This window comes from Providencia sp. PROV201, from assembly GCF_028479545.1.
Classification (GTDB): Bacteria; Pseudomonadota; Gammaproteobacteria; order Enterobacterales; family Enterobacteriaceae; genus Providencia; species Providencia huaxiensis.
Genome location: NZ_JAMPNW010000032.1, coordinates 21066 through 44656, shown reverse-complemented (window position 1 = coordinate 44656; position 23591 = coordinate 21066). Strand labels below are relative to the sequence as shown.

The 23591-nt window shown below is 42.1% G+C and carries 20 protein-coding genes and 2 tRNA genes; 6 read left to right on the top strand and 16 right to left on the bottom strand.

The window, feature by feature from the left end; genetic code table 11:
* Nucleotides 1-19 precede the first annotated feature (19 nt).
* The 11 genes from deoB to PR809_RS18910 form a co-directional block, all read right to left on the bottom strand.
* Nucleotides 20-1243 (bottom strand): phosphopentomutase, encoded by a 1224-nt coding sequence (gene deoB, locus PR809_RS18965; protein ID WP_102138940.1) that lies wholly within the window; start codon nt 1241-1243, stop codon nt 20-22.
* A gap of 53 nt (nt 1244-1296) precedes the next feature.
* Nucleotides 1297-2619, bottom strand: coding sequence for a thymidine phosphorylase (deoA, locus tag PR809_RS18960; protein WP_102138939.1), 1323 nt, complete (start codon nt 2617-2619; stop codon nt 1297-1299).
* Between the two features lie 48 nt (nt 2620-2667).
* Complete coding sequence (gene deoC, locus PR809_RS18955) at nt 2668-3447, bottom strand: deoxyribose-phosphate aldolase (RefSeq protein WP_102138938.1); 780 nt, start codon at nt 3445-3447, stop codon at nt 2668-2670.
* A 488-nt stretch (nt 3448-3935) separates the two neighbouring features.
* Nucleotides 3936-5219 (bottom strand): NupC/NupG family nucleoside CNT transporter, encoded by a 1284-nt coding sequence (locus tag PR809_RS18950; RefSeq protein WP_181490142.1) that lies wholly within the window; start codon nt 5217-5219, stop codon nt 3936-3938.
* A 305-nt stretch (nt 5220-5524) separates the two neighbouring features.
* On the bottom strand, nt 5525-6310 hold the full coding sequence (locus tag PR809_RS18945) for a TatD family hydrolase (protein ID WP_232368229.1): 786 nt from the start codon (nt 6308-6310) through the stop codon (nt 5525-5527).
* Nucleotides 6303-7400, bottom strand: a complete 1098-nt coding sequence (locus tag PR809_RS18940) for a patatin-like phospholipase family protein (protein ID WP_102138935.1) — start codon at nt 7398-7400, stop codon at nt 6303-6305. The genes PR809_RS18945 and PR809_RS18940 overlap by 8 nt, the downstream gene beginning before the upstream one ends.
* 142 nt (nt 7401-7542) lie before the next feature.
* Nucleotides 7543-7953 (bottom strand): BON domain-containing protein, encoded by a 411-nt coding sequence (locus PR809_RS18935; RefSeq protein ID WP_166266568.1) that lies wholly within the window; start codon nt 7951-7953, stop codon nt 7543-7545.
* 194 nt (nt 7954-8147) lie between these two features.
* Nucleotides 8148-9737 carry a peptide chain release factor 3 gene (gene prfC / locus PR809_RS18930; protein ID WP_166266566.1) on the bottom strand — a complete coding sequence of 530 codons (1590 nt, stop codon included), beginning with the start codon at nt 9735-9737 and terminating at the stop codon, nt 8148-8150.
* A gap of 542 nt (nt 9738-10279) precedes the next feature.
* Complete coding sequence (locus tag PR809_RS18920) at nt 10280-11194, bottom strand: nucleotidyl transferase AbiEii/AbiGii toxin family protein (RefSeq protein WP_206276357.1); 915 nt, start codon at nt 11192-11194, stop codon at nt 10280-10282.
* 8 nt (nt 11195-11202) lie between these two features.
* Nucleotides 11203-12039 carry a type IV toxin-antitoxin system AbiEi family antitoxin gene (locus PR809_RS18915; RefSeq protein ID WP_206276356.1) on the bottom strand — a complete coding sequence of 279 codons (837 nt, stop codon included), beginning with the start codon at nt 12037-12039 and terminating at the stop codon, nt 11203-11205.
* 502 nt (nt 12040-12541) lie between these two features.
* Nucleotides 12542-13606, bottom strand: a complete 1065-nt coding sequence (locus PR809_RS18910) for a tartrate dehydrogenase (RefSeq protein WP_206276355.1) — start codon at nt 13604-13606, stop codon at nt 12542-12544.
* A 102-nt stretch (nt 13607-13708) separates the two neighbouring features.
* On the opposite strand from PR809_RS18910, the gene PR809_RS18905 reads away from it, so the two are divergent.
* Together PR809_RS18905 and PR809_RS18900 are read left to right on the top strand one after the other, a co-directional pair.
* Nucleotides 13709-14623 (top strand): LysR substrate-binding domain-containing protein, encoded by a 915-nt coding sequence (locus tag PR809_RS18905; RefSeq protein WP_206276354.1) that lies wholly within the window; start codon nt 13709-13711, stop codon nt 14621-14623.
* Nucleotides 14624-14657: 34 nt separating this feature from the next.
* Nucleotides 14658-15563, top strand: coding sequence for a helix-turn-helix domain-containing protein (locus PR809_RS18900; RefSeq protein ID WP_102140292.1), 906 nt, complete (start codon nt 14658-14660; stop codon nt 15561-15563).
* 45 nt (nt 15564-15608) lie between these two features.
* On the opposite strand, the gene PR809_RS18895 is transcribed toward PR809_RS18900, so the two are convergent.
* Genes PR809_RS18895 through PR809_RS18885 form a run of 3 tightly spaced genes read right to left on the bottom strand, consistent with a single transcriptional unit; the run spans nt 15609 to nt 19191 of the window.
* The gene (locus PR809_RS18895; protein ID WP_166266560.1) at nt 15609-16562 is read right to left on the bottom strand and encodes a PDR/VanB family oxidoreductase; all 954 of its coding nucleotides are present in this window, start codon (nt 16560-16562) and stop codon (nt 15609-15611) included.
* Between the two features lie 16 nt (nt 16563-16578).
* Entirely contained in the window at nt 16579-18027 is a 1449-nt protein-coding gene (locus tag PR809_RS18890; RefSeq protein WP_206276353.1) for an NAD-dependent succinate-semialdehyde dehydrogenase, read from the bottom strand.
* A 36-nt stretch (nt 18028-18063) separates the two neighbouring features.
* Nucleotides 18064-19191 carry an aromatic ring-hydroxylating oxygenase subunit alpha gene (locus tag PR809_RS18885; RefSeq protein ID WP_102140295.1) on the bottom strand — a complete coding sequence of 376 codons (1128 nt, stop codon included), beginning with the start codon at nt 19189-19191 and terminating at the stop codon, nt 18064-18066.
* A gap of 322 nt (nt 19192-19513) precedes the next feature.
* On the opposite strand from PR809_RS18885, the gene PR809_RS18880 reads away from it, so the two are divergent.
* Nucleotides 19514-21073, top strand: a complete 1560-nt coding sequence (locus tag PR809_RS18880) for a BCCT family transporter (RefSeq protein ID WP_202981448.1) — start codon at nt 19514-19516, stop codon at nt 21071-21073.
* An 87-nt stretch (nt 21074-21160) separates the two neighbouring features.
* Here PR809_RS18880 and rimI read toward each other — a convergent pair whose 3' ends face one another.
* Nucleotides 21161-21613 (bottom strand): ribosomal protein S18-alanine N-acetyltransferase, encoded by a 453-nt coding sequence (gene rimI / locus PR809_RS18875; protein WP_102140296.1) that lies wholly within the window; start codon nt 21611-21613, stop codon nt 21161-21163.
* Complete coding sequence (locus PR809_RS18870) at nt 21582-21992, bottom strand: DNA polymerase III subunit psi (protein WP_102140297.1); 411 nt, start codon at nt 21990-21992, stop codon at nt 21582-21584. The genes rimI and PR809_RS18870 overlap by 32 nt, the downstream gene beginning before the upstream one ends.
* Nucleotides 21993-22125: 133 nt before the next feature.
* Here PR809_RS18870 and rsmC point away from each other — a divergent pair, with 133 nt between their 5' ends.
* From rsmC to PR809_RS18855, 3 genes are all read left to right on the top strand, one after another.
* Nucleotides 22126-23139: a 16S rRNA (guanine(1207)-N(2))-methyltransferase RsmC gene (gene rsmC / locus PR809_RS18865; RefSeq protein WP_206276352.1), complete on the top strand. Its 1014-nt coding sequence runs from the start codon at nt 22126-22128 to the stop codon at nt 23137-23139.
* A gap of 196 nt (nt 23140-23335) precedes the next feature.
* Nucleotides 23336-23421 (top strand) — tRNA-Leu (locus tag PR809_RS18860).
* A 64-nt stretch (nt 23422-23485) separates the two neighbouring features.
* A tRNA-Leu gene (locus PR809_RS18855) sits at nt 23486-23571 on the top strand.
* Nucleotides 23572-23591 lie beyond the last annotated feature (20 nt).

Here is a 23591-nt window from a genome sequence, read left to right as displayed (position 1 = left end):
GTATGACGGGTAATGGGTGTTAGAGCATTGGTTTACCATAATCCATCGGCGACAAATCAAAGTACTTAGCCACTGTCTGCCCAATGTCCGCGAAGGTTTCGCGATGACCTAATGAACCTGGTTTCACTTTCGGGCCATAAACCAACACAGGAATGTGCTCACGGGTATGGTCAGTACCTGGCCAAGTTGGGTCACAACCGTGGTCAGCCGTTAAAATTAGAATGTCGTCTTCTTTAACTAATTTCATCAGCTCAGGTAAACGGCGGTCGAATAATTCTAATGCTGCGGCATAACCGGCCACATCACGGCGGTGGCCATATGCAGAGTCAAAATCCACAAAGTTAGTGAAAACGATAGTGTTGTCACCCGCCAGTTTCATTTCTTCAACGGTGGCATCGAACAGCGCATCAATGCCTGTGGCTTTGATTTTCTTAGTGATACCTACGTGAGCGTAAATATCCGCAATTTTACCGATAGAGACGACTTCACCTTGTTTTTCATCAACTAATTTTTTCAATACCGTTGGTGCTGGTGGCTCTACCGCTAAGTCATGGCGGTTACCTGTACGTGTGAAGTTACCAGCCTTGTCACCAACAAATGGACGCGCGATAACACGGCCAATGTTATAACCACCTTTGGTTAACTCTTCACGCGCAATTTCACACAGCTCATACAGTTTATCTAAGCCGTAAGTTTCTTCGTGACACGCAATTTGGAATACTGAGTCAGCAGAGGTATAGAAAATAGGTTTCCCTGTTTTCATATGCTCTTCACCCAGTTGATCAAGGATAACTGTACCTGATGAATGACAGTTACCTAAATAGCCCGGTAAGTTAGCTTTCTCAACTAAAGTGTCCAACAGTTCTTGTGGGAAGCTGTTTTCTTCATCAGAGAAATAACCCCAGTCGAATAGCACAGGCACACCCGCAATTTCCCAGTGGCCTGATGGCGTATCTTTACCCGAAGAAATTTCGCTCGCATAACCATATGCGCCAATAATTTCTGCTTTAGGATCAAGGCCCGCAGGGAATGAACCGCTTGATTCCTCTCCTGCTTTACCTAAACCTAATTTTGTTAAATTCGGTAAATGCAGAGGCCCTTTACGGCCAATATCCGCTTCGCCGCGTGCGCAAGCATCTGCAATGTGACCCAACGTATTTGAGCCTTCATCACCAAATTTATGTGCATCGTGTGCAGCTCCGATCCCAAAGGAATCCAAAACCATAATAAATGTGCGTTTCATATTTTTCTCCTGCGGTATTTTTAAATACGATATACCACTAAAATCTATTTGTATTATTCGCTGATTTGGCGATAAACCATAGGTGTCGCTTCAGGTGCCTTGTCGCCAATCACCATCGCTTCGCGCACTTCTTTCGCCGCTTCTTCCCACGCTTTTTCACTATTTGCATGGATAATGGCCAGTGGCGTCTGGGTATCCACTTTGGCACCTAACGCAGCGATATCGCTCAAACCAACGCTATAATCAATTGGGTCTGTCGCTTTACGACGACCACCACCTAAAGTCACGACAGACATACCCAGTGCACGTGTATCCATTTGCGTGATAATACCGTCTTGTGGTGCATAAACGGCTTTGCTCAGCACAGCTGTTGGCAGATATTTGTTGTAGTTTTCAACAAAATCAACAGGCCCTTTTTGAGCGGCAACCATGCGGCCAAACACTTCTGCCGCTTTACCATTATCTAATACTGCTTGTAATTTTTGGCGCGCTTCTTCGCGGTTTGCAGCTAATGAACCAGACACTAACATTTCTACGCATAATGCCATGGTAACTTCATAAAGGCGTGGATTACGGTATTCACCCGTTAAGAATTGAACCGCTTCACGTACTTCAACTGCGTTACCTGCACTGGATGCCAACACTTCATTCATGTCAGTCAATAATGCGGTCGTTTTACAACCCGCCCCATTGGCTACTTTAACAATAGACTCTGCTAGCTGTTCTGACTTCTCATACGTTGGCATAAATGCACCAGAGCCGACTTTAACGTCCATCACTAGAGCATCAAGGCCTTCAGCCAGTTTTTTGCCTAAAATTGAAGCCGTAATTAGCGGAATTGAGTCCACTGTCGCGGTAATATCACGGGTCGCATAAAAACGTTTATCAGCAGGCGCCAATGAGTTAGTTTGCCCAATAATTGCCACCCCGACATCTTTGATAATGTCACGGAAACGGACATCATCTGGGAAGATATCGAAATTAGGGATCGCTTCAAGCTTATCTAATGTCCCACCGGTGTGGCCTAGACCACGGCCTGAGATCATCGGTACATAACCACCACAAGCTGCAACCATTGGACCAAGCATCAGTGAAGTCACATCACCCACGCCGCCCGTTGAGTGTTTATCAACTAATGGGCCATTGAGGTTGAGTGATTTCCAGTTCAGAACCGTACCTGAATCACGCATTGCTAATGTCAATGCAACACGCTCAGGCATGGTCATATCATTAAAATAGATAGTCATTGCCAATGCAGCAATTTGACCTTCTGAAACTGAGTTATCACGAACTCCATTGATAAAGAAACGAATTTCTTCTTCACTTAATGGCTTACCATCGCGTTTTTTACGGATAATTTCTTGTGCCAGAAACACAATATGCTCCTTTAAAGTCGAATTTATCGGCTAACAATATTGCGATAATTAATAGCTGCTGCTTGATTTTTTAACGTCAAAACCCAGCGTATTTAATAAATTTGCTAATAAGCTAGAAGCCCCAAAACGGAAGTGGCGGCTATCAGCCCAATTGTCACCTAAAATTCGTCCCGCTAACGCTAAGTATTCAGCGGCTTCTTCTGCGGTACGTACACCACCAGCTGGCTTAAAGCCCACTGTTTTTTCAACGCCCATATCATGGATGACTTGCATCATGATTTCTGCACTTTCTAAAGTTGCATTAACAGGCACTTTACCCGTAGAGGTTTTAATAAAATCAGCACCCGCTTTAATCGAAATTTCAGACGCTTTACGGATTAACGCTGCATCTTTTAATTCACCTGTTTCAATGATCACTTTCAACAACACATTGGCAGCTGCACAAGCGTCTTTACAGGCTTTCACTAAGTCAAAACCAATTTGTTCATTACCGGCAATCAGTGCACGATAAGGGAAAACAACATCAACTTCATCTGCACCGTAAGCAATCGCCGCTTTAGTTTCAGCTAATGCGATATCAATATCATCGTTACCGTGTGGGAAATTTGTGACCGTTGCAATACGCACATCTGGAGTGCCTTGTTCACGTAATGTTTTACGTGCAATTGGAATGAAACGAGGGTAAATACAGATTGCTGCCGTATTGCCTGCTGGGCTTTTCGCCTGATGACACAGTGCGATGACTTTTGCATCGGTATCGTCATCATTTAAAGTGGTTAAATCCATAAGGGACAGCGCGCGTTGTGCGGCCGCTTTTAAATCAGTCATATAACTCTCCAACGTTGTTAATTCTTCAGAACGACACGTTCTTTGTTGGCGAGCGGGCTTGGTTCCTTAAAGATGCTAGTCGGATGCTTTCCGAACTGAGCAGCTGAGATCCTTCTCACCGCATCATGCCCTAGAGTCCTAGACTCTGAGAACTAGCAGTTCCATAGCAGCTTACTAATGCCTATTTGACCATGGAATGATGCCTTTTTATGTGCTACAAATCACATTAATCGACTGAATGTTACATTATTAAAATAAAAAATGTGATGAATATCTAATTATATCATCTCTCACCATCAGTTTTTCGCTCAAATGGCTTTTCAATGTATTCTTCATCATTAATTGACTAAGTTAAGAATAGTTGAAAATTTACGATTGATATAAAAAGTCATAAAAGAATATAGCGAATCAAAATGAAAACGGAAGGACTATTGCCCTTCCGATTGACTTATTTGAGATGGTATAAATCTTACCACTAGATACATAAATTAAATGACTGCCGCTGCGCCTAACGTCAAGAAAAAGCCTGCGATGGTTGCACTCATTAAATTAGACAGGGTACCCGCCATAACCGCTTTCATACCTAAACGAGCAACCTCACTACGACGATTTGGCGCCATTCCCCCTAAACCACCGAGTAAGATAGCGACGGATGAAAGGTTCGCAAACCCACATAATGCGAACGAAATAATCGCTTTAGTATGATCAGAAAGCACTTGTTTACCCGCTGCCAGCACTTCTGCATCTGCCTTCATATAATCACCAAAGTTCATAAAGGCAACAAATTCATTCACGACAATTTTTTGACCGATAAAAGAACCCGCAACTGTCGCTTCACTCCACGGTACACCAATTAAGAAGGCAATCGGTGCAAATAACCAACCTAATAATAATTCAAGTGATAATTGTGGATAATCAAACCAACCACCAATGCCACCTAAGATGCCATTAATCAACGCAATCAATGCGATAAAAGCTAATAACATTGCACCCACGTTCAGTGCCAGTTGCATCCCTGATGATGCACCAGATGCTGCTGCATCAATGATATTGGCTGGGCGCTCATCTTCAGCAACTAAATCGGTTGCATCAACCCGATCGTTCACATCTTCCGTTTCTGGAACCATCAGTTTAGCGAATAATAAACCACCTGGAGCGGCCATAAAGGAGGCGGCGATCAGGTATTCCATAGGCACACCCATTTGTGCATAGCCCGCCAAAACTGAACCCGCGACAGAAGCTAAACCACCACACATGATGGCAAACAGCTCTGATGTGGTCATTGTTGCAATATAAGGGCGAACAACCAATGGCGCTTCCGTTTGCCCTACGAAGATATTCGCTGTCGCAGATAAGGATTCGGTTCTTGAGGTTCCCAGTACTTTTTGCAGGCCACCACCAAGAATTTTAATCACTAACTGCATGATGCCCAAATAATAAAGCACAGCAATTAATGAAGAGAAGAAAACGATAATTGGCAGAACACGGAAAGCGAAAATAAAGCCACCGCCGCCAAACAGTTCAAACATTTTATCGGAAACAAGGCCACCGAAGATGAAACTCATCCCATCTTGGCCATATCCAATAACTTTAGAAACCGCATCAGACATCCCTTGAAGCACACTACGCCCCGCAGGAACATAAAGAACAAATGCGCCAATGGCTAATTGAATTAAAAATGCACCACCGACTGTGCGGAGTTTGATTGCTCGGCGATTGCTGGAAAATAGAATAGCTATCGCGATAAGTACCGCCATTCCGATAATACTCATAATGAGCTGCATGGAAGGATCCCTGTTCACTTTATTTTAGGTTGATATATAAGGAAACGTGTAAGTCGCCTTGATTCTTAATCTGATGATTATACCTAGTCATCACCAATAACCCGCAATACTCATCACAAATACACACTGCAATAAACAACAAAAATTCACATAATGTGACAAAAATCACAAAATAGACTCGGTTTAGTCTGGAAAGGAACTAAAGTCCTAATTCATCACAATAAAGACTAAATAGATTTAAATAGCTAACTAGTGAAATTACATAAACATTACTTATGAATTTGTATGCGGTTTTATTTGGTGAGATTAAATAACGACAAGCTATTGTTGTAAAGTTGTTGGGCTATTTCTTCAGGGGATTCGTGGCGAAGCTCACATAATGAACGAAAAACCCACTCAATACGTTCAGGCCGATTTGGCTCACCTTGGAAACCCGAAACAGGCATATCGGGGGCGTCCGTTTCGAATAATAATGAAGCCAAAGGAAGTTGGGACATCACATGGCGAGTTTTATTCGCTCTTTCATAAGTAATGGTTCCACCCACACCAATATAATAACCAAGTTTAACAAAGGCTTGCGCTTGAGATAGGCTGCCAGCAAAGCCATGTACGACACCACGAGCAGGGACCTCAAAACGACGTAACATCGCTGCTAATGGGTCATGGCTTTTTCGTGAATGCAAAATAACGGGTAAATCAAACTGTTTCGCTAACTTTAATTGTGCGGACAACACCTCTTGCTGGCGTTCAAATTGCGGGTTTTGCATATAGAGATCAAGCCCAATCTCGCCTATCGCTACACATTTTTTATTTTTTTCAGTTAGATAATCAGTCAATATATCAATATGTTGTTCTTGAAACTGACTTAAATATAATGGATGAAAACCCATAGCAGCATGGAGCTGCGGGTACTGCTGTGCCAGTTGCCAAACCCGCTCAAAATTATCCACACTCACCGTAGGAATGACAATATCGCTCACGCCACTTTGCTGAGCAAGCTTCAAGCTTTCAGTAAAAGAGTCACTAAAGGGTGGAAAATCAAAATGGCAATGGGTATCGATAAATTGAAGCTCAGCCATCACGGCTCTCATTTGCTGATATTGCAGCCAGAGGCACTGAAGAGACAGGCTCAGTCACCAATTCAGGAATGAGCTCGCTCGGTACTTGAGGCTCAAGCTGAATATCTAATGGATTCGACTCAATTTTCTGTGCCAAGGTATGTCTAAAGCGATTTGTACTGTGGTCAAATGCATCACCCAGTGCTGCAATAAAATAGCGACCACACCGGCGACCCGTATGGTAATCTTGATTAAGTGAAGACACCTTACTACCCAGCGCACTGCTTTTCAGTGGAACAGGTGGATAAATCTCAAAGACCTGTACATCTTTTGGTGGGTTTTCAATAAATTCTTGCGTTTTACGGTAACTTTTCAGATGAACTTTCAGCATAGCGGCCATACGTTGTAGGCCATTATTTTCCCCTTCCAACCACCGAGTCATTCTTTTCACCCATTCAGGGGTAAAATACATTTGGGAGGGAACGGTACGGATCACAACAATGGTCTCTGCGCCACGACGATATGCCTCTTCAACTGGGATCGCAGCACTAATACCGCCATCCTGATATAAAGTGCCATCAAGTTCGACGCCTTCCCGATAAAAACCCGGGATCGCGCTGGACGCACGAATGATATCCAACCAAGTGTCGGCATCAGGCTGTAAGAAGGCCGCAGAAAAATCATCACTGCGACTTGCCCCCATATAGAATTCACGGCCTGAATCTAATAAATCGAGCCCTGCTTGTATACGTAATGGAAATTCTTTTGCTGTGGTATCGACTAGCCAATCTAAATCAATCAGATGGCCACCTCGAATAAACCGCAAGGGATTAAAAAATGCTGAATTGGTTGTATAGCGTGTGATCACGCGACGAGCGTAGCCCGCTTGCCCACAAATATACGCAGAAAGGTTTTGAGCTCCTGCAGAAGTACCAATCATCAGATCAAAAGGGTTGAAATCAGAGATAAGAAACTCATCCAGTACACCTGCAGTAAAAATCCCTCGTTGGCCGCCACCTTCACAAATCAGAGCCGTTTTTCCCGAGTTGATATTATCAAAGAATGCAAGCGGCTCAATCGTGCCGAGTGTAACTGAAACGTGTTTTCCCATAATGCCTCTGGATGACAGAAGTTCTTTTTAATTCACTTTAAATAGCTCAAAAACAGAATGAGCTTCCCCTAGAAAGCCCATTCTATCAACATTGTACAATAAATACTCAGCAATATGAGCTATTGAGACATTTATTTACCACTTAGTTAGCAATCACTAAACCATTTTGTACCGATTTGACCCCATTAACTTGTGATGCAACTTGGGTAATTTTATCCATTTGCTCAGCTGATTTAACAAAGCCTGATAAGTAAACAACACCATTAACGGTTTTAACTGATACGCTGTTACTCGATATACCTTTCGTACCCAGTAATTTCCCTTTTACATCAGCAGTAATCGCTGAGTCATCAATGTACTCGCCGGTATTTTTAGCGCCACTCGAAATAGCATTTCCAGTATCTTTACCTGCCATTTCAACTGTCTTAGATGCACTGTCCCACGTATCTGAAGCTTGTTTTTTCAAAGCACTATCAGATGATGAGCTACAAGCCGCGAGTGCCCAGCTCAACCCAATAACTCCTAACCAACTCAATAGTTTTGCTTTTTTCATAAAAACCTTCCTTTCACTGCAATGGACAACGAATAATATAGCCTAAGTAAAAAAACATAAAAAATAAAGAGAAAGGTAATAAACACAGAATATTCTTGATGATAAGCACCAAAAAACAGGGAAAGTAACTTTAAATGAAGTTCGAAATAAGATGACCCACTGCTAACCATGTTAGTCGTGGGTCATAAACACAATTAGTGTTCGCGTGTTTTGCGGAATTTAACGTCAGGGTAGCGTTCACTGGTGAGGTTAAGATTCACCATTGTAGGTGCGATATAAGATAAGTTATCGCCACCATCAAGAGCTAAGTTTTGCTCATTTTTGCGCTTAAACTCTTCAAGTTTCTTCGCATCATCGCACTCAACCCAACGCGCAGTAGAAACGTTAACAGCTTCATAAATAGCTTCAACGTTATATTCGCTTTTCAAACGCGAAACCACCACGTCAAACTGCAGCACCCCTACCGCACCAACAATTAAGTCATTGTTAGTTAACGGACGGAAAACCTGTACCGCCCCCTCTTCAGATAACTGAACGAGGCCTTTTAGCAGTTGTTTTTGTTTTAGCGGGTCACGTAAACGAATACGACGGAATAATTCAGGGGCAAAGTTTGGAATACCCGTAAACTTGAGTTCTTCACCTTGTGTGAAGGTATCACCGATTTGGATCGTACCATGGTTGTGCAACCCAATAATATCCCCTGCGTAGGCGTTTTCGACCTGAGAGCGGTCCCCCGCCATAAAAGTTAACGCATCGGAAATTACTACGTCTTTTTTGATACGGACTTGGCGCAGTTTCATGCCTTTCTCATAAGTACCTGAAACAATACGCATAAATGCAACACGGTCACGGTGTTTCGGGTCCATATTGGCTTGAATTTTAAACACGAAGCCAGTGAATTTTTCTTCTGTCGCATTAACTTGGCGTAAATCAGTTTGGCGTGGTTGCGGCTGCGGAGCCCACTCCACTAAACCATCTAACATATGGTCAACACCAAAGTTACCTAACGCTGTTCCGAAAAAGACTGGGGTTAATTCCCCCTGCAAGAAGGCATCATGGTCAAACTCATGGGATGCCCCTTGAACCAATTCCAGCTCATCGCGTAACTGCGCGGCTAGTTCATCACCTACGGCTGCATCGAGATCCGGGTTATTTAGCCCTTTAATAATACGGATTTCTTGAATTGTATGCCCTTGACCTGTTTGGTATAGGATTGTTTCATCGCGTAATAAATGATAAACACCCTTGAATAATTTACCACAACCGATAGGCCATGTGATTGGACAACAAGCAATTTTCAGCTCATTTTCCACTTCATCCATTAATTCCATTGGGTCACGAATATCACGATCCAATTTATTCATGAAAGTTAAGATTGGAGTGTCACGTAAACGGGTAACTTCCATCAGCTTACGTGTCCGGTCTTCAACCCCTTTACCTGAGTCAATCACCATTAAGCAGCAGTCAACCGCTGTTAATGTACGGTAAGTATCTTCAGAGAAGTCTTCGTGACCTGGGGTATCCAGTAAGTTAACAAGACAATCATTATAAGGAAACTGCATGACAGAGGTGGTAATCGAAATACCACGCTGCTTTTCCATTTCCATCCAGTCGGATTTAGCGTGTTGGTTAGAACCACGGCCTTTTACCGTACCTGCACGTTGAATAGCGTGTCCAAACAATAACACTTTTTCGGTTATTGTGGTTTTACCCGCATCGGGGTGGGATATGATAGCAAACGTTCTGCGTGTGCTAACTTCATGGAGAAAGTTCTGATCTGTCATTTAACCGTTCTTTTCGTTTATATACAGATTTGTATAAGCATTCGAAGAGGCTCAATGTGGCTCTTGGCGTCGCAAATCCGTCTTGTTAATCAAAATTGGCGGTTATTTTCGCAGATCTTGGGGGTATTAACAATCAAAGGCTATCTAATCTGTTACCATTTACTCTCAGTGTGCGCCAATACTCAGTTGTAGCTGTTTGTAATCGTTGCTTCTTCAGCCCATAAACAACTGTCTCTAAACCACAAATTCCTTCGCTACCAAAAATCGATGATAGCTTGTCGTACTACGCCAATAATACTGCAATTGCCGTTGTTCGGTATTGCATGGTGTAACGAGACCTAGTCGATTTACCAGAGCAAATCTGGCTGATCAGCTGCTGTATGATACCAATGTGACGAGCCAACAACTCAAAGCAGCAAAACATCTAGTTTTGGTTGAATAAATCTGACTTTTCATCGTCTGATTTACCACTTGTTAATGGTCAGAAAGGTGCATGATTTGTTCAGAAGATCAGCCCTGCATAAACATCTATTTTTTAGAAATCACATACTGAGAACATCTTTCAGCTTTTCTAAGGCTTGTGTATGTTTGTCATTCGGCATTTTTGCTAAATTGATTTGTTTCCATTTGATGGCAGGAAGCTCACAGACTCCATTCAGGCCGAGTAAAGACCAGTCAGGTTCTCGATTTTTAAAGGATAGCAAAAAAGCCTTTTCAACATCGGTCAGTCCTTGGTGAATGAGGTCTACTAGGCGTCCCCTTACGGTTTCCAGTTCCACCAACGGGACATCCGTCTCGGCCATGTTAGTAAACTCACCTTCATAGGTGGCAGTAATATCCTTAAATTGCGGACTGAGCAATTCTGCCATTGGCCGATTATGGCTTGATAAATAAACGAGTAATGCTTTACGAATTTCATCCGTTAGCCCTTCATTCTCCACAAGCAACTTCACATCAAATAAGTCTCTTGGATGCTGTCTATCCAATGCTGCACATATCTTTCCAGCATAAAGATCAGCTAAGTCAACAACAGGTATTTCAACATAACCAAATTCGTCTTCTACGACTGCGCAAACTTCCATCAGCTTTGGTTCATAAACAGTACCGCGCAATACAGGTGATAACTCGACTTTGATCTGCACACCGTTGCGAGCAATGATCAACCTTAGAGCATCGCGTTTTGACCGATAAGCTTCCGTTAGCTCGACATCTTTAAATGTTATTTTTAAATCCACGCTAATAGCATCAAGTGCATCACAGATTTCCTGCAAGGCATCATCACGGCTCTTCATTGGCAGATACACCAAATCAATATCGACCGATAAACGAGGAAAGTCTCTGACAAATAAATTGATTGCTGTACCACCTTTGAGCGCAAAGCATTTCTGTTTGGCAACGAAAGGCAATACCTGTATCAAAAGCTGTACTTGCTTGTAATAAATACTGTTTCTATCCATCGCTGAACTTATCCTTTACTTGCCAACACCATATGCTGAGGTACTGTTATTAGATACTCTGTATCCAATTTTCCACCTTTAGCAACAACACGCTTACCTGAGCCTAAATCGTAATTTTCTACATTTAACTTATCAAACCAAGGATAAGCTTGGCGTTTTGCAAGCCAAAAGAACAATCGTTTGACCTTTACGCTTTTACACGCTTTTAAGAGCGAATCTAGTTTTCTTGGAGATAAATTCACCAACCCCTGCATTAGCTCATCGGCATGTTCAAATGACACACTTTCAGGCAAATCCACCAACACTTCCAATATGGCTTTTTCAGGACATGAAAAATATACAGGTGGTAATTGCTCTCCCCATTCATGCTCTTTAACGAATGCTCTATCTTTGAATAAGCTCTCAGGCCAAAGTTTACTTGTACTATGTCCTTCGAACTTAATTGGCAATGACAGTCTCTCAAGCCAGGAAGGCAGTTTTCCCGTTACATATAAATGAATATGAGGTGTACTTCCTAATGACAAATATTGCGACAAACCAGATATGGAAAGCGCTGACAATCCACCGACCACGACAGGCGGAAGTTGTTCATCTGCACTTTTATTCATCATACGCTGCATAGAAGCGACTACGCCTTCCCAAGTGACTGTTCGAGAATACTGGCTGTAAACACCTATAGCTAGCGGCAATAACGTATCGGTTTTGACAGCGTTATCCAACGCATGAGCACTCAAGCCCTGCTCTGCAAGCCATTTTTTTGTTGCTAACATACCATAAGGTAAAAGAGTTTTAAGAGACTGCTTATAAGACTCTTTCACCGTTTCGCGCTGGGAATGACTAACCATTTTTAAACACCAAACCTTTTTCTAGTTTATCTCTTTGCTATTTTGCGGCTAATATCGCCGTAAAACCTAGACTTAATAAACTATCACAACAAGGCGTGGTTTACTATTCTTTCTATTCACGGCGAATATCGCCGTATAATTTCCAAATTTTAAACCAAATCTACCGAAACTTAGAAAACTTACTTTGTCCAGTCCGCGAGTAATATCTGCAATGTTTTGGTGTGTTTGCTTTGTACAGTTACTAGATCAAGTGATAAAAGAACAAGTCCCATCCGAAGATGGAAATTTTTAGCTCAAGCCTATGAATAACAAGGGATACAAGACGGTTTATGTCATGGAATTTTCGCCAGAGGCCCATAAAACGGAATTTGTACTCAAGTTTGTACACACTTTCCGAAATCACACTTGAACATCATTGAAAAGCAAAGCATCGAGGAACAGGCAAAACAGTCCCCCGATGGCTCACGAAATTGGCTCAATAAACAGCGTCTTTATGCATCAACTAAGCACTGACCAAACGGGCTATTTCATCCCCCAACGCCTGCGTACTGGCATCGCCGCCCATATCACGAGTCAAATGTTGACGTTGTTTAATCGCGGTTTCTACCGCAGACATAATCGAATCATGCATCTCAGGGCACCCCAAGTGCTGCATCATCATGGCTGCCGCCCAAATCGTACCAATCGGGTTAGCAATATTTTGCCCTGCAATATCCGGTGCTGACCCATGAACCGGCTCAAACATCGATGGGAATTGTTTTTCTGGGTTAATATTGGCAGACGGCGCAATCGCAATGGTACCTGTACAAGCAGGCCCTAAATCAGACAAAATATCGCCAAATAGATTTGACCCAACAATCACATCGTAGAACTCTGGCATTCTCACTAAGTTTGCAGCAAAGATATCAATATGAAATTGGTCAACTTTGATATCTGGGTATTGCTTCGCCATTTCGGCTACACGACTATCCCAATAAGGCATTGAATGAAATAGTCCGTTGGATTTCGTCGCTGAACTTAAATGTTTTTTCTCACGCGACTGTGCCAAATCAAAAGCATATTTTAAAATACGCTCTGTTCCCTTACGGGTAAAAATACTTTGTTGCAGCACCATTTCTTCATCAGTACCTTCGTACTGAATACCGCCAATCGCAGAGTATTCCCCTTCAACGTTTTCACGCACCACATAAAAATCAATATCTCCCGGTTTTTTATCTGCTAACGGACACTTAATGCCATCAAACAGACGGACAGGACGCAGGTTAACATATTGGTTGAAAGCGCGGCGGATAGGTAATAACAGCCCCCATAATGAAATATGATCAGGAACACCTGGGAACCCGACTGCGCCTAAAAAAATCGCATCAAATTTTTTCAATTGTTCTAAGCCATCTTCAGGCATCATACGCCCCGTACGGTGATAGGTTTCGCACGACCAATCAAAATGGGTAAACTGCAATTTTATCCCGTGCTTATTTGCCGCTGCTTCTAATACTTTTAACCCTTCAGGGATCACTTCGGTACCAATACCATCACCAGGAATAACCGCTATGTTAAATTGTGACATTGTGAAAACCTCTGATAATTGAATTATGTCTGTTTGTTCTCCAGTTTAGGGGTTGCTGTGATAAAGTATAGATATGAAGTGTAATCCTTAGGTTTACAAACTATGAACAAGCTTCCTTCGTTAGAGGATATCCGCGTTTTTGTCACGGTTGCCCGTTTGATGAGTTTCTCTCAAGCCGCTTCACAGCTGTTGGTATCCCCAGCTTATGTTTCTAAACGCATTAAGTTGCTAGAAGAAAATTTAGGACAAACTTTATTTTTTAGAACTGCTCGCTCAATTAAGCTGACTCATGAAGGGCAAATTATTTTGCGTAGCAGTGAAGTGATGCTAGCTGAATTGGAACAGATGCAACAGCAACTCAACGCCTGTCGCGAAGAGATCCGCGGCTCACTGCGTATCAGTTGTAGCACAGGCTTTGGCAGTACTTACATTAACCCGTTTATACTGACATTGCGGGGAAATTACCCTTTATTAGGCATTGACCTCACTTTAACCGATAAGTCTGTCGATATTATTAGTGAAAACATTGATGTTGATATCTGTATTGGCGGTACGATAGCTGAGCAATTTATTGCTAGGCGGATTGCACAAAACCAACGTATCCTGTGCGCTTCGCCAAGCTACTTAGCAACACACGGCTACCCAAAATATCCACAAGAACTGGAACAAAAGCACTTTTGTATTGCGATTAAAGAACGTAATCAAGCCCCCGCGGTATGGAAGCTTGAACATCAGCAAGAAAGTATGACGGTCACTCCCAATAGCAAATTAACCGTCAATAATGGTGAAGTCGCCAAGCAATGGTGCTTAAGTGGTGAAGGGATCCTATTGCGCTCCCAATGGAGTGTGCAGCCTGAGTTACAGTCTGGCCAATTAGTGCGAGTGTTACCGCAATGGCATCAAACCGCGGATGTTTATGCTGTATATTCGAGAAGTCTCCGAACGAGTGCTAACCTTAGAGTCTTTATCGAAAATCTAGAGCAATACCTTGCTACTCACTTATCACATGGTTTTTAGTTAACCCCATAAGTTATAAGGTAAACATGAATTGATGACAGAAACAGAGACATTCAAAGAACGTTTGTTGAAATTGCTAAAACAGAAAAAAATGAGTCAATTAAAGGCAGCTGAAGCCCTTGGCGTTTCCCGAACGGCAGTTAACAAGTGGACGAAAGGCGGCATGATTGATGAAGATAATCTTGAAAAGCTCGCCACGTTATTGGATGTCGACAAGATATGGTTGAAATACGGTGAATATACCAATAACCAAATCACTGTTAGCAATTCAGGCGTCATGCGCAATATCAACGAAGTCCATCTTCAAGAATCCGCAGATATCGTGACATGGGAGTGGGACTTATTAACGGGGGAATTGAACTACTCCGACAACGTTGAAGCCGTATATGGCATCAAAATCACCAGTAATGAAGATTTCTGGGCCTTAATGAGCCATGACTCCAAGGAAAAGTTGGTTAATGGATATTCCAAAATTATCCGTGAAGGGGGTGCTCATGAAATGGATTTCAAAATTAACTGGGAAGGCGATTACCGCTGGATCACATCCCGAGCCACAGGCGTCAAAGGCCCTAATGGCAAAGTGACAAAACTGGTTGGGATCAGCTTAGACAACACAGAACGTAAAAATACTGAACTGCGCCTGCGTAAAATCAAATGCTATTTTGATGTTTTATTGTCCCATTTCAACCACTTAGTCGTATTTACCGATAAAGCAGGTGAAATATTAGCCAGCAACTTACACAACCAATCGACTGAAATAGATTACCTTGAACTACAACGTTTATTGTATCAGTTAGTGATTAATCATAAGCCATGGCTAGATGAAGTATTTCGGACTGGACGGGGGCAAATCGTATTTCAAGACAAGCAAATTACCGCTTATCAACACTTGAATGATGAAAAACAGCCTTTTTTAATGTTTGAATTAAAAGATATTTAAAACAGGTATTCTGCCCCACTTGTGACCTAAGCGGGGCAACTTTGATTATAAATCAAGGACTAACCGTTTAGATTTAGCTCGAGAAACACACAACATCATCGTTTTCTGCTCAGCTTTTTCATCATCATCGAGGTAGTGGTCACGATGATCAGCCTCTCCCTCAAGTATTGCCGTCTCGCAGGTTCCACAAACCCCATTACGGCATAAACATTCCACATTAATGCGCTTATCTGCTTCGATTACCTGCAAAATGGACTCATCTTTACCGATTTCCAAACTAAAACCTGAACGTTGAAAATAGACCTCAAATGAATCCCCTTCGCTGGCAACTTCACCAAAATTTTCAAAATGAACCTGTGATTCACCAAGGTGCTGATGACCCTTTTCAATCACCTCATTAATTAATGATTGGGGACCACATACATACAGATGGCTATTGCTCGCTTGTGCTTGAACCAACTGTTCAACAGACATTCGTTGCCCTTGGCTGCCGTCATAGAGAAATAATCGCGAGCCAATACGCTGTTGCAAATGTTCAAGAAATGCCGCTGTTGCGCTATCACGAAAACAGTAATGGAGCTCAAAATCCATTCCATTTTCTTCTAATTCATAGAGATAAGAGAGAAAAGGCGTGATCCCAATTCCACCAGCGATCAAAATATGCTTACATTGGTTATCCGGTGCCAACGAGAAAAAATTCTGTGCTGGTGACAGGTACAAACTGTCCCCTGGCGATAGCTGCTCATGCATAAATGCAGAGCCGCCTTTCGAGTTTTCATCACGCAATACAGAAATACAATAACTGCCACACTGCTGTGGGTCACTGATTAACGAATAAGCACGTTGTAAACCGGCCTGCCCATCCATGTGAACGGTAACGTGGCTACCTGCACTAAAAGGCACAAAAGTACCATCTTGCGCTACAAATTCGAACATCTTGATATTTGGGCTAACTTGCTCAATTCGGCTAATATTGACTGCAATTTTTTGTTGGTTCATCACAGTGCCTCTCTTATTATTCAATATCTAAACACAGATACTTAGTACTTAAATAATCCTCAATACCATATCGAGAGCCTTCTTTTCCTAGACCTGATTGCTTCACACCTCCAAAAGGAGCAACTTCATTAGAAATCAAGCCTGTATTGATACCGACCATGCCACTTTGTAGCTTTTCAGCAACACGATAAACACGGCTAACATCACGAGAAAAGAAATAAGCCGCTAAGCCATAAATCGTATTGTTGGCGCGAGTAATCACTTCATTTTCATCACTAAAACGAATCAATGTTGCAATGGGACCAAATATTTCCTCATGAATAATCTTCATTGAATCATCAACATCAACAAGGACTTTGGGATTAAAGAAATTGCCATACTCAGTGACTTCATTCCCTAAGGTTAATTGGCGAGCGCCTTTCGCTAATGCATCTTGCAATAACTCATTCATCCCATCGATAGCACGTGTTGTGATCATCGGCCCAATGTCGGTACTGGCTTCAAGACCATTACCGACTTGCAATTTGGCGACTTCTGTAACGAACTTGGTCTGAAATTCATCGAAAATCGCATCTTGAACATAAAAACGGTTCACACAAACACAAGTTTGCCCACCATTACGAAATTTCGCTTGAACCGCACTCTTTACCGCTTTATCAATGTCTGCATCATCAAAGACAATAAAAGGCGCGTTCCCCCCCAGTTCGAGTGAGGTTTTCTTAATCGTTGATGCGCACTGCTCAGACAATATTCGGCCAACTTGTGTTGAACCGGTAAACGAAAATTTACTGATAAGCTCATGTTTAGTTAGGCGTTCCCCTAGAACGCGAGAGTCCCCAGTAATGACGTTAAATATCCCAGCGGGGATACCCGCCTCATCAGCCAGCTGCGCTAAGGCTAGTGCCGTAAAAGGCGTTTCTGTCGCGGGTTTGATAACAATACTGCAACCCGCAGCCAGTGCTGGAGCCGCTTTACGAGTGATCATCGCTGCGGGAAAATTCCATGGGGTAATCGCACTACAAACACCAATCGGCTGCTTTATGGTCGAAATACGGTTGCTACCTACCGTTTGAGGGATCGTTTCCCCGTAAACTCGCTTGCCCTCTTCCGCAAACCATTCAATAAATGACGCGGCATAGCGAATTTCACCTTTTGCCTCATGCAGTGGCTTACCTTGTTCAAGCGTCATTAAACGCCCGAGATCGTCAACATGGGCTTCAATCAGCTCAAACCAGCGACGTAAAATGATAGAACGCGCTTTCGCAGTCAGCTTACTCCAGCCTTCCATCGCAGAATACGCAGATTCAATAGCCTCATCTACTTGTGTGGCCGACAGGCTGGGGATCGTTCCCAGCACAGATTGGTCAAAAGGATTAGTCACAGGGATTTTATTGTCTGAATCAACCCATTGCCCATTGATGTAACATGACTGACGAAATAGTGCAGGGTGAGTTAAATGATGCATTTGTGACTTCTCCTTTTATTTTTATGGTTAACGTAATTACTCAGTGTGCGCGCCAGCGATGATTTTATGGAAATGAGCAACGCCATGTTCACTAATCCCACTGCGCTGCCTGTCAGCCATGATACGCCCTTGGCCTCGATAGCCACGCGATCTCAACCCTTTTTGTACACTTTCTACTAACCGTAAATCTTCTGGGCGGAACACCGTGCGATACCATTCCACTAAGTTTTTCTGATATTCAGTCAACTCTTCATTGAGGAAATAAATATCATAGTGCTGCAAAGTTTCCCCTGCGCTCACAGGAAACTCATAAATGACTGTCATGAAATCGCCGCCTGGAGGCATATTGAACATAGTGCTTGGCCAAATCCAAAAACCAAAGAAACGCGGGTCTAAAACAGATTCATCAAATTGATAGGAGGACTCAGAAGGTTTTGCCTTACCAATTTGAACAGTCCAATTATCCAATAATTGGTGTTCGTATACGTTAACATCCACCGAACTTGCAAAGCTCACATGGTTGGTTGGGCAGTGATAACACTCAATATAGTTATCAACAATGGTTTTCCAATTAGCTGGTGTATGGCTAACAAACCGAGCGGCCAATTTTAAATCGCTAATTACCGCACAAGCTTCTTGCATTTTTTCAGCTAAACCTGGAAGTTGCTCTTCAATAGGCTGAGGTTCGCCTACGGTCATATTTACATAGATAAACCCTGCATGTTCAGTAACATGGAAGCTACTTAATGTCATTGCATCAGCTTCAAAATTATTCACATTTTCACAGTTAGTCGCATGTGCTAATTGGCCATCTAGCTTGAATGCCCACGCATGGTAAGGGCAAGTAATCACATTTTTGACTTTACCGCTTTCACCGCTGATCAACTGATGCCCTCGGTGTGGACACACATTATAGAAACCGCGCAATACATCATCGCGACCACGAACAATCACAAGGCTTTCACCAATGAGTTCACGGGTGATATACGAATTTTTTTCTTTTACCTCACTAACATGTGCGACACAAACCCATGAATTAGCGAATATTTTTTCTTTTTCATACTCAAAAACATCATTAGACGTGTAATAACGCGCAGGGATTGTCCATGCGTTATCGATATCAAGGTGATCATTAATCGAAATGACTTTAGCTGCATTGCTCATAATTGCCCTCACTTATGTAAACTTATAGTTAACATCTTTTTTGAGAATGTTAATGCAGATCGCATTAATGATCAAACGAAATATTGATAAAAATTTAACCAAAAACATTTAACCAATATATAACAATGAGTTGAATTACTTTTAATTATTAAAACTGTTAACAATTGGTTAATTACTTGTTGACTACACAATCTTTGCATGGCTATTCTCTGTAAACCAAAAGTAGCAATTAACAAAAAAGTACCCTAAAAAACAAAACGAGTATTCCCTGCAAGCCAACTCTCATAAAAGAAAAAAATAAGTGAGCAACTGGAGAAGAGGTATGATGAATCACAAAAAATCCGTATTTTACGTGTCGCTAGCCTTTAGTCTGGCGTTAATCAGTTTTGGTGCATTTATTCCTGATAAACTGGAAGCATTTTCACATTCCGCCTTAAGTTTTATCTATAACAACCTAGGTTGGTTCATTCTAGGTTCCGTTTTTATCTTTTTCAGCTTCTGTATGTTTCTCGGTTTTTCCAAATTTGGTCACATACGCCTCGGCGATGACAATGACAAACCGGAATACAGCACGGTCACCTGGATTGCGATGTTATTCAGTGCCTCGATTGGTATCAGCTTGATGTTCTGGGGGGTGGCAGAGCCAGTTTCCTATTATATCAGCCCACCCGTTGGGCAAGGCTTAACAGAACAGTCTGCCAAAGCAGCGATGCAATATGTCTATCTGCACTGGGGGGTTTCCGCATGGGCGTGTTATGCACTCGTCGGTGTGGCTTTAGGCTATTTCCAATTTAGAAAAAAATTGCCATCCTCACTCAGCTCGGTTTTCTATCCTTTAATCGGGGATCGGATCTACGGCTCTGTCGGGAAATGGATCAATATCTTGGTGATGTTGTCCGTCGTCATTGGTATCGCCACATCATTAGGCTTTGGTACACTACAAGTTAACAGTGGTATGAATTACTTATGGGGATTACCCATCAGTATTTATGTACAAATTGGCTTGATCGCAATAATTACCGTTGTTTATGTTGCTTCGACGATCTCTGGATTACAAGGAGCGATAAAACACCTATCAAACTTAAATATCATACTTGCTCTAGGATTGATGGCATTTATATTTTTGTCTGGCCCCACCCAAACTATCTTAAAAGTTTTATTCCAAGGTATTGGTGACTACGTCCAAAATTTTGTCAGTATGTCATTTCGCACTGAGCCCTATAATGACGGTACTTGGATTGCTAACTGGACACTGTTTTACTTTGGCTGGTGGATAGCATGGGCACCATTAGTGGGTAGCTTTGTGGCGCGTATATCAAAAGGAAGAACAATTAAAGAGTTTATGATTGGCGCAGTATTTATTCCTGTATTAAGTGCTTTTGCCTGGTTTGCAGTCATGGGCGGTTCTGCCATTCATTTAATTCAAAACTTAGGGCAAACCGCACTAGCAGATGCTGTAAAAACCGACGTCACATCTGCACTGTTTAAGTTTTTAGACTATTTCCCTGCATCGACATTTATTAGTGTCTTAGCGATTGTTTTAGTGCTGATTTTCTTTATCACATCAGCTAACTCAGCGGTATTTGTACTGGGAATGGTCAGTGAGAATGGCAACCCAAATCCTTCTCATGTTACTAAAACCATTTGGGGTGTCGTTATTGCTGCTATTGCGATTGTGCTAATTATGACGGGTGGCTTATCAGGCTTACAATCCGCACTGGTCGCCATGGCTGTGCCACTATCCATCATGATGCTAATTATGTGTTATTCCACATATAAAGGCCTCAACGAAGAAGTCAACGCACAAGCGGCGGCAAAAAAAGCGTTAAAAGATAATATCCAAATAATTAATAAGCCCATTCTTCCTGAAATTGAAAAATAAATTTCACTAAAAGCACAAAACCCCAGTATGTCTCATGACATATTGGGGTTTTAATTATATTAGTAATAAATTATTTGTTACTTAAATTTATTCATCAGAAAATAGAGTCAAAGCAAGTACTAAAGCATCTTCTCGGCCTTTTTTGGCGGGGTAATAATCTTTACGCACCGTCACTTGATGAAAACCTAGCTTATCGTATAGATGCAAAGCAGATGCATTTGATTCCCTCACTTCTAACCATAACGTGAGAATACCTTTCTTTACGAGTTCTTCAATAAGCTGTTCTAGCAACAAACGGCCATAGCCTTTCCCTTGGTAATCAGGGTGTATGGCAATATTAAACAAGGTCGCTTCATCAAGAACACACTGTGTTATTGCATAGCCAACAATTTGATTATTAACAGATATTTTTATGTTATGGTACTTTTCCCCTTGGTTCCCATAAAAAACTCGCTCAGTCCATGGAAAATCATGGCTCAACTTCTCAATTAAGTACGCAGTTGCGAGATCAGATTGCTTTAGTGTTGAAATTTTCATCATATTGATAAATTTGTTTCCATAGTGCCCGTTTAGCGCTACAGCTTGTACTTAGCTCAGACAAAACAGGTGAAGTAAACATGATTTTTGAACCTTCAGGCTGGATTTCATCACCTAATACCCAACATGGTGTTATTATTGGTGTTGGGATTAAACCTAGTTGCTCTGAATTTACACAAACCACATCGTCCTGTGCAATATTCATGGAAAGAAAAATATCTTTTAGCAATTGGCTATTTAAATCAAGGTTCTCATCAGTAATAATAATAAGCTTAGTCGACGCTGGGATCCTTACACCACGCTCACCACGTAACACGGCAGGATTTCTCACCATCCATTGAGTGATCCCCAGTTGTTCTAAAAGCCTGTCACGTCGTGTCATTTGATTTTCCAGTCGCAATTTTACAACCACATCTTATCAAAGGGGATCAATAGCGCCAACAGAGCAATGCTATTTCTCTTATCTTTGGTAAGATGTCATCGGTTTTTTTATTATTTTAGGAGATTGACAGAATATGTCATTACTGACACCTGCCAGCGAAGTTATTCAACGCCATCTCGAACATTTTACAGATCGTCATGTCATTTTGGCCGGTGACATTCAGGATGAGCTCGCTGCAACCTTAGAAGCGGCTAGTGTTCGTGTCATCACCAACCAGTATCATCACTGGCAGCGTTTACAGCCGTTAATGGGAGATATGGCGTTATTCTCTGCCACTACGCCTGCGGAATTTATCCAGCCTTGCGATACTCTCATTTATTTTTGGCAAAAAAACAAGCAAGAAGCCTGTTTCCAACTCGATGACCTTTGTACTCATCTTGCTGCGGGTAGCCAAATTTTTATCGTCGGTGAGAATCGCAGTGGTGTTAAAAGCGCCGAATCCATTATGGAGGGGATCGCTAGCTTACAAAAAATTGACTCCGCACGTCGCTGTGGCTTGTACTATGGTGAATTAGAGCAACCAACCACCTTTGATATTGCTCGCTGGTGGCGTCATTATGAACTTGATAATGTTAGAATTAACGCATTACCAGGGGTGTTTAGCCATAATGAGCTTGATATCGGTAGTGACCTACTGTTATCAACATTAACCGATCCAATGAGTGGTGATCTGCTTGATCTTGCTTGCGGTAACGGTGTGATTGCCGCGGTGATCGGCTCACAAAACCCAGAGATCAAACTTACCTTAAGTGATGTCAGTGCGTCTGCACTAGATTCCGCAGCATCCACTCTTGAAGCCAATAAACTGACTGGCAAAGTCATCGCTAGTGACGCCTACTCAGATATTAACGATAAATTTGATTGGATTATTTCTAACCCGCCATTCCATGATGGCCTAAACACCAGTTATCGTGCGGTGGAAAATATGATTTATCAAGCCCCTAAATACCTGAAAAAAGGGGGCCGCTTGCGGATCGTTGCGAATGCTTTCTTACCATACCCTGATTTACTCGATAAAGCTTTTGGTAGTCACGAAGTACTTGCAAAAACGGGAAAATTTAAAGTTTACCAAGCAGTTAAGCGTTAATTTATACACGAGTAATTTAGACTAAAGCACAATTTATCATGCTTCTCATTGGCTGGTGATCCTTCACCGGCCATTTTTTCATCAATCAAAAAATACTTCATAAAAAAATTATTGACGTTCGTCGAAATTAGCCTAAAATCCGCACCACATTATTGCTGGTTAAAAGCATTGATGGACCAAAGTTTAGTTAGGTACTGCGAGGGTGGCGGAATTGGTAGACGCGCTAGCTTCAGGTGTTAGTGTCCTATGGACGTGGGGGTTCAAGTCCCCCCTTTCGCACCACTAGCTTTGGGTAAATCACAATAATATAGTATTGATGTGACAGTAGTATTGATGTGACAGTATTGCGAGGGTGGCGGAATTGGTAGACGCGCTAGCTTCAGGTGTTAGTGTCCTTCGGACGTGGGGGTTCAAGTCCCCCCTTTCGCACCACTGGTCAGTCATTTTTTTAT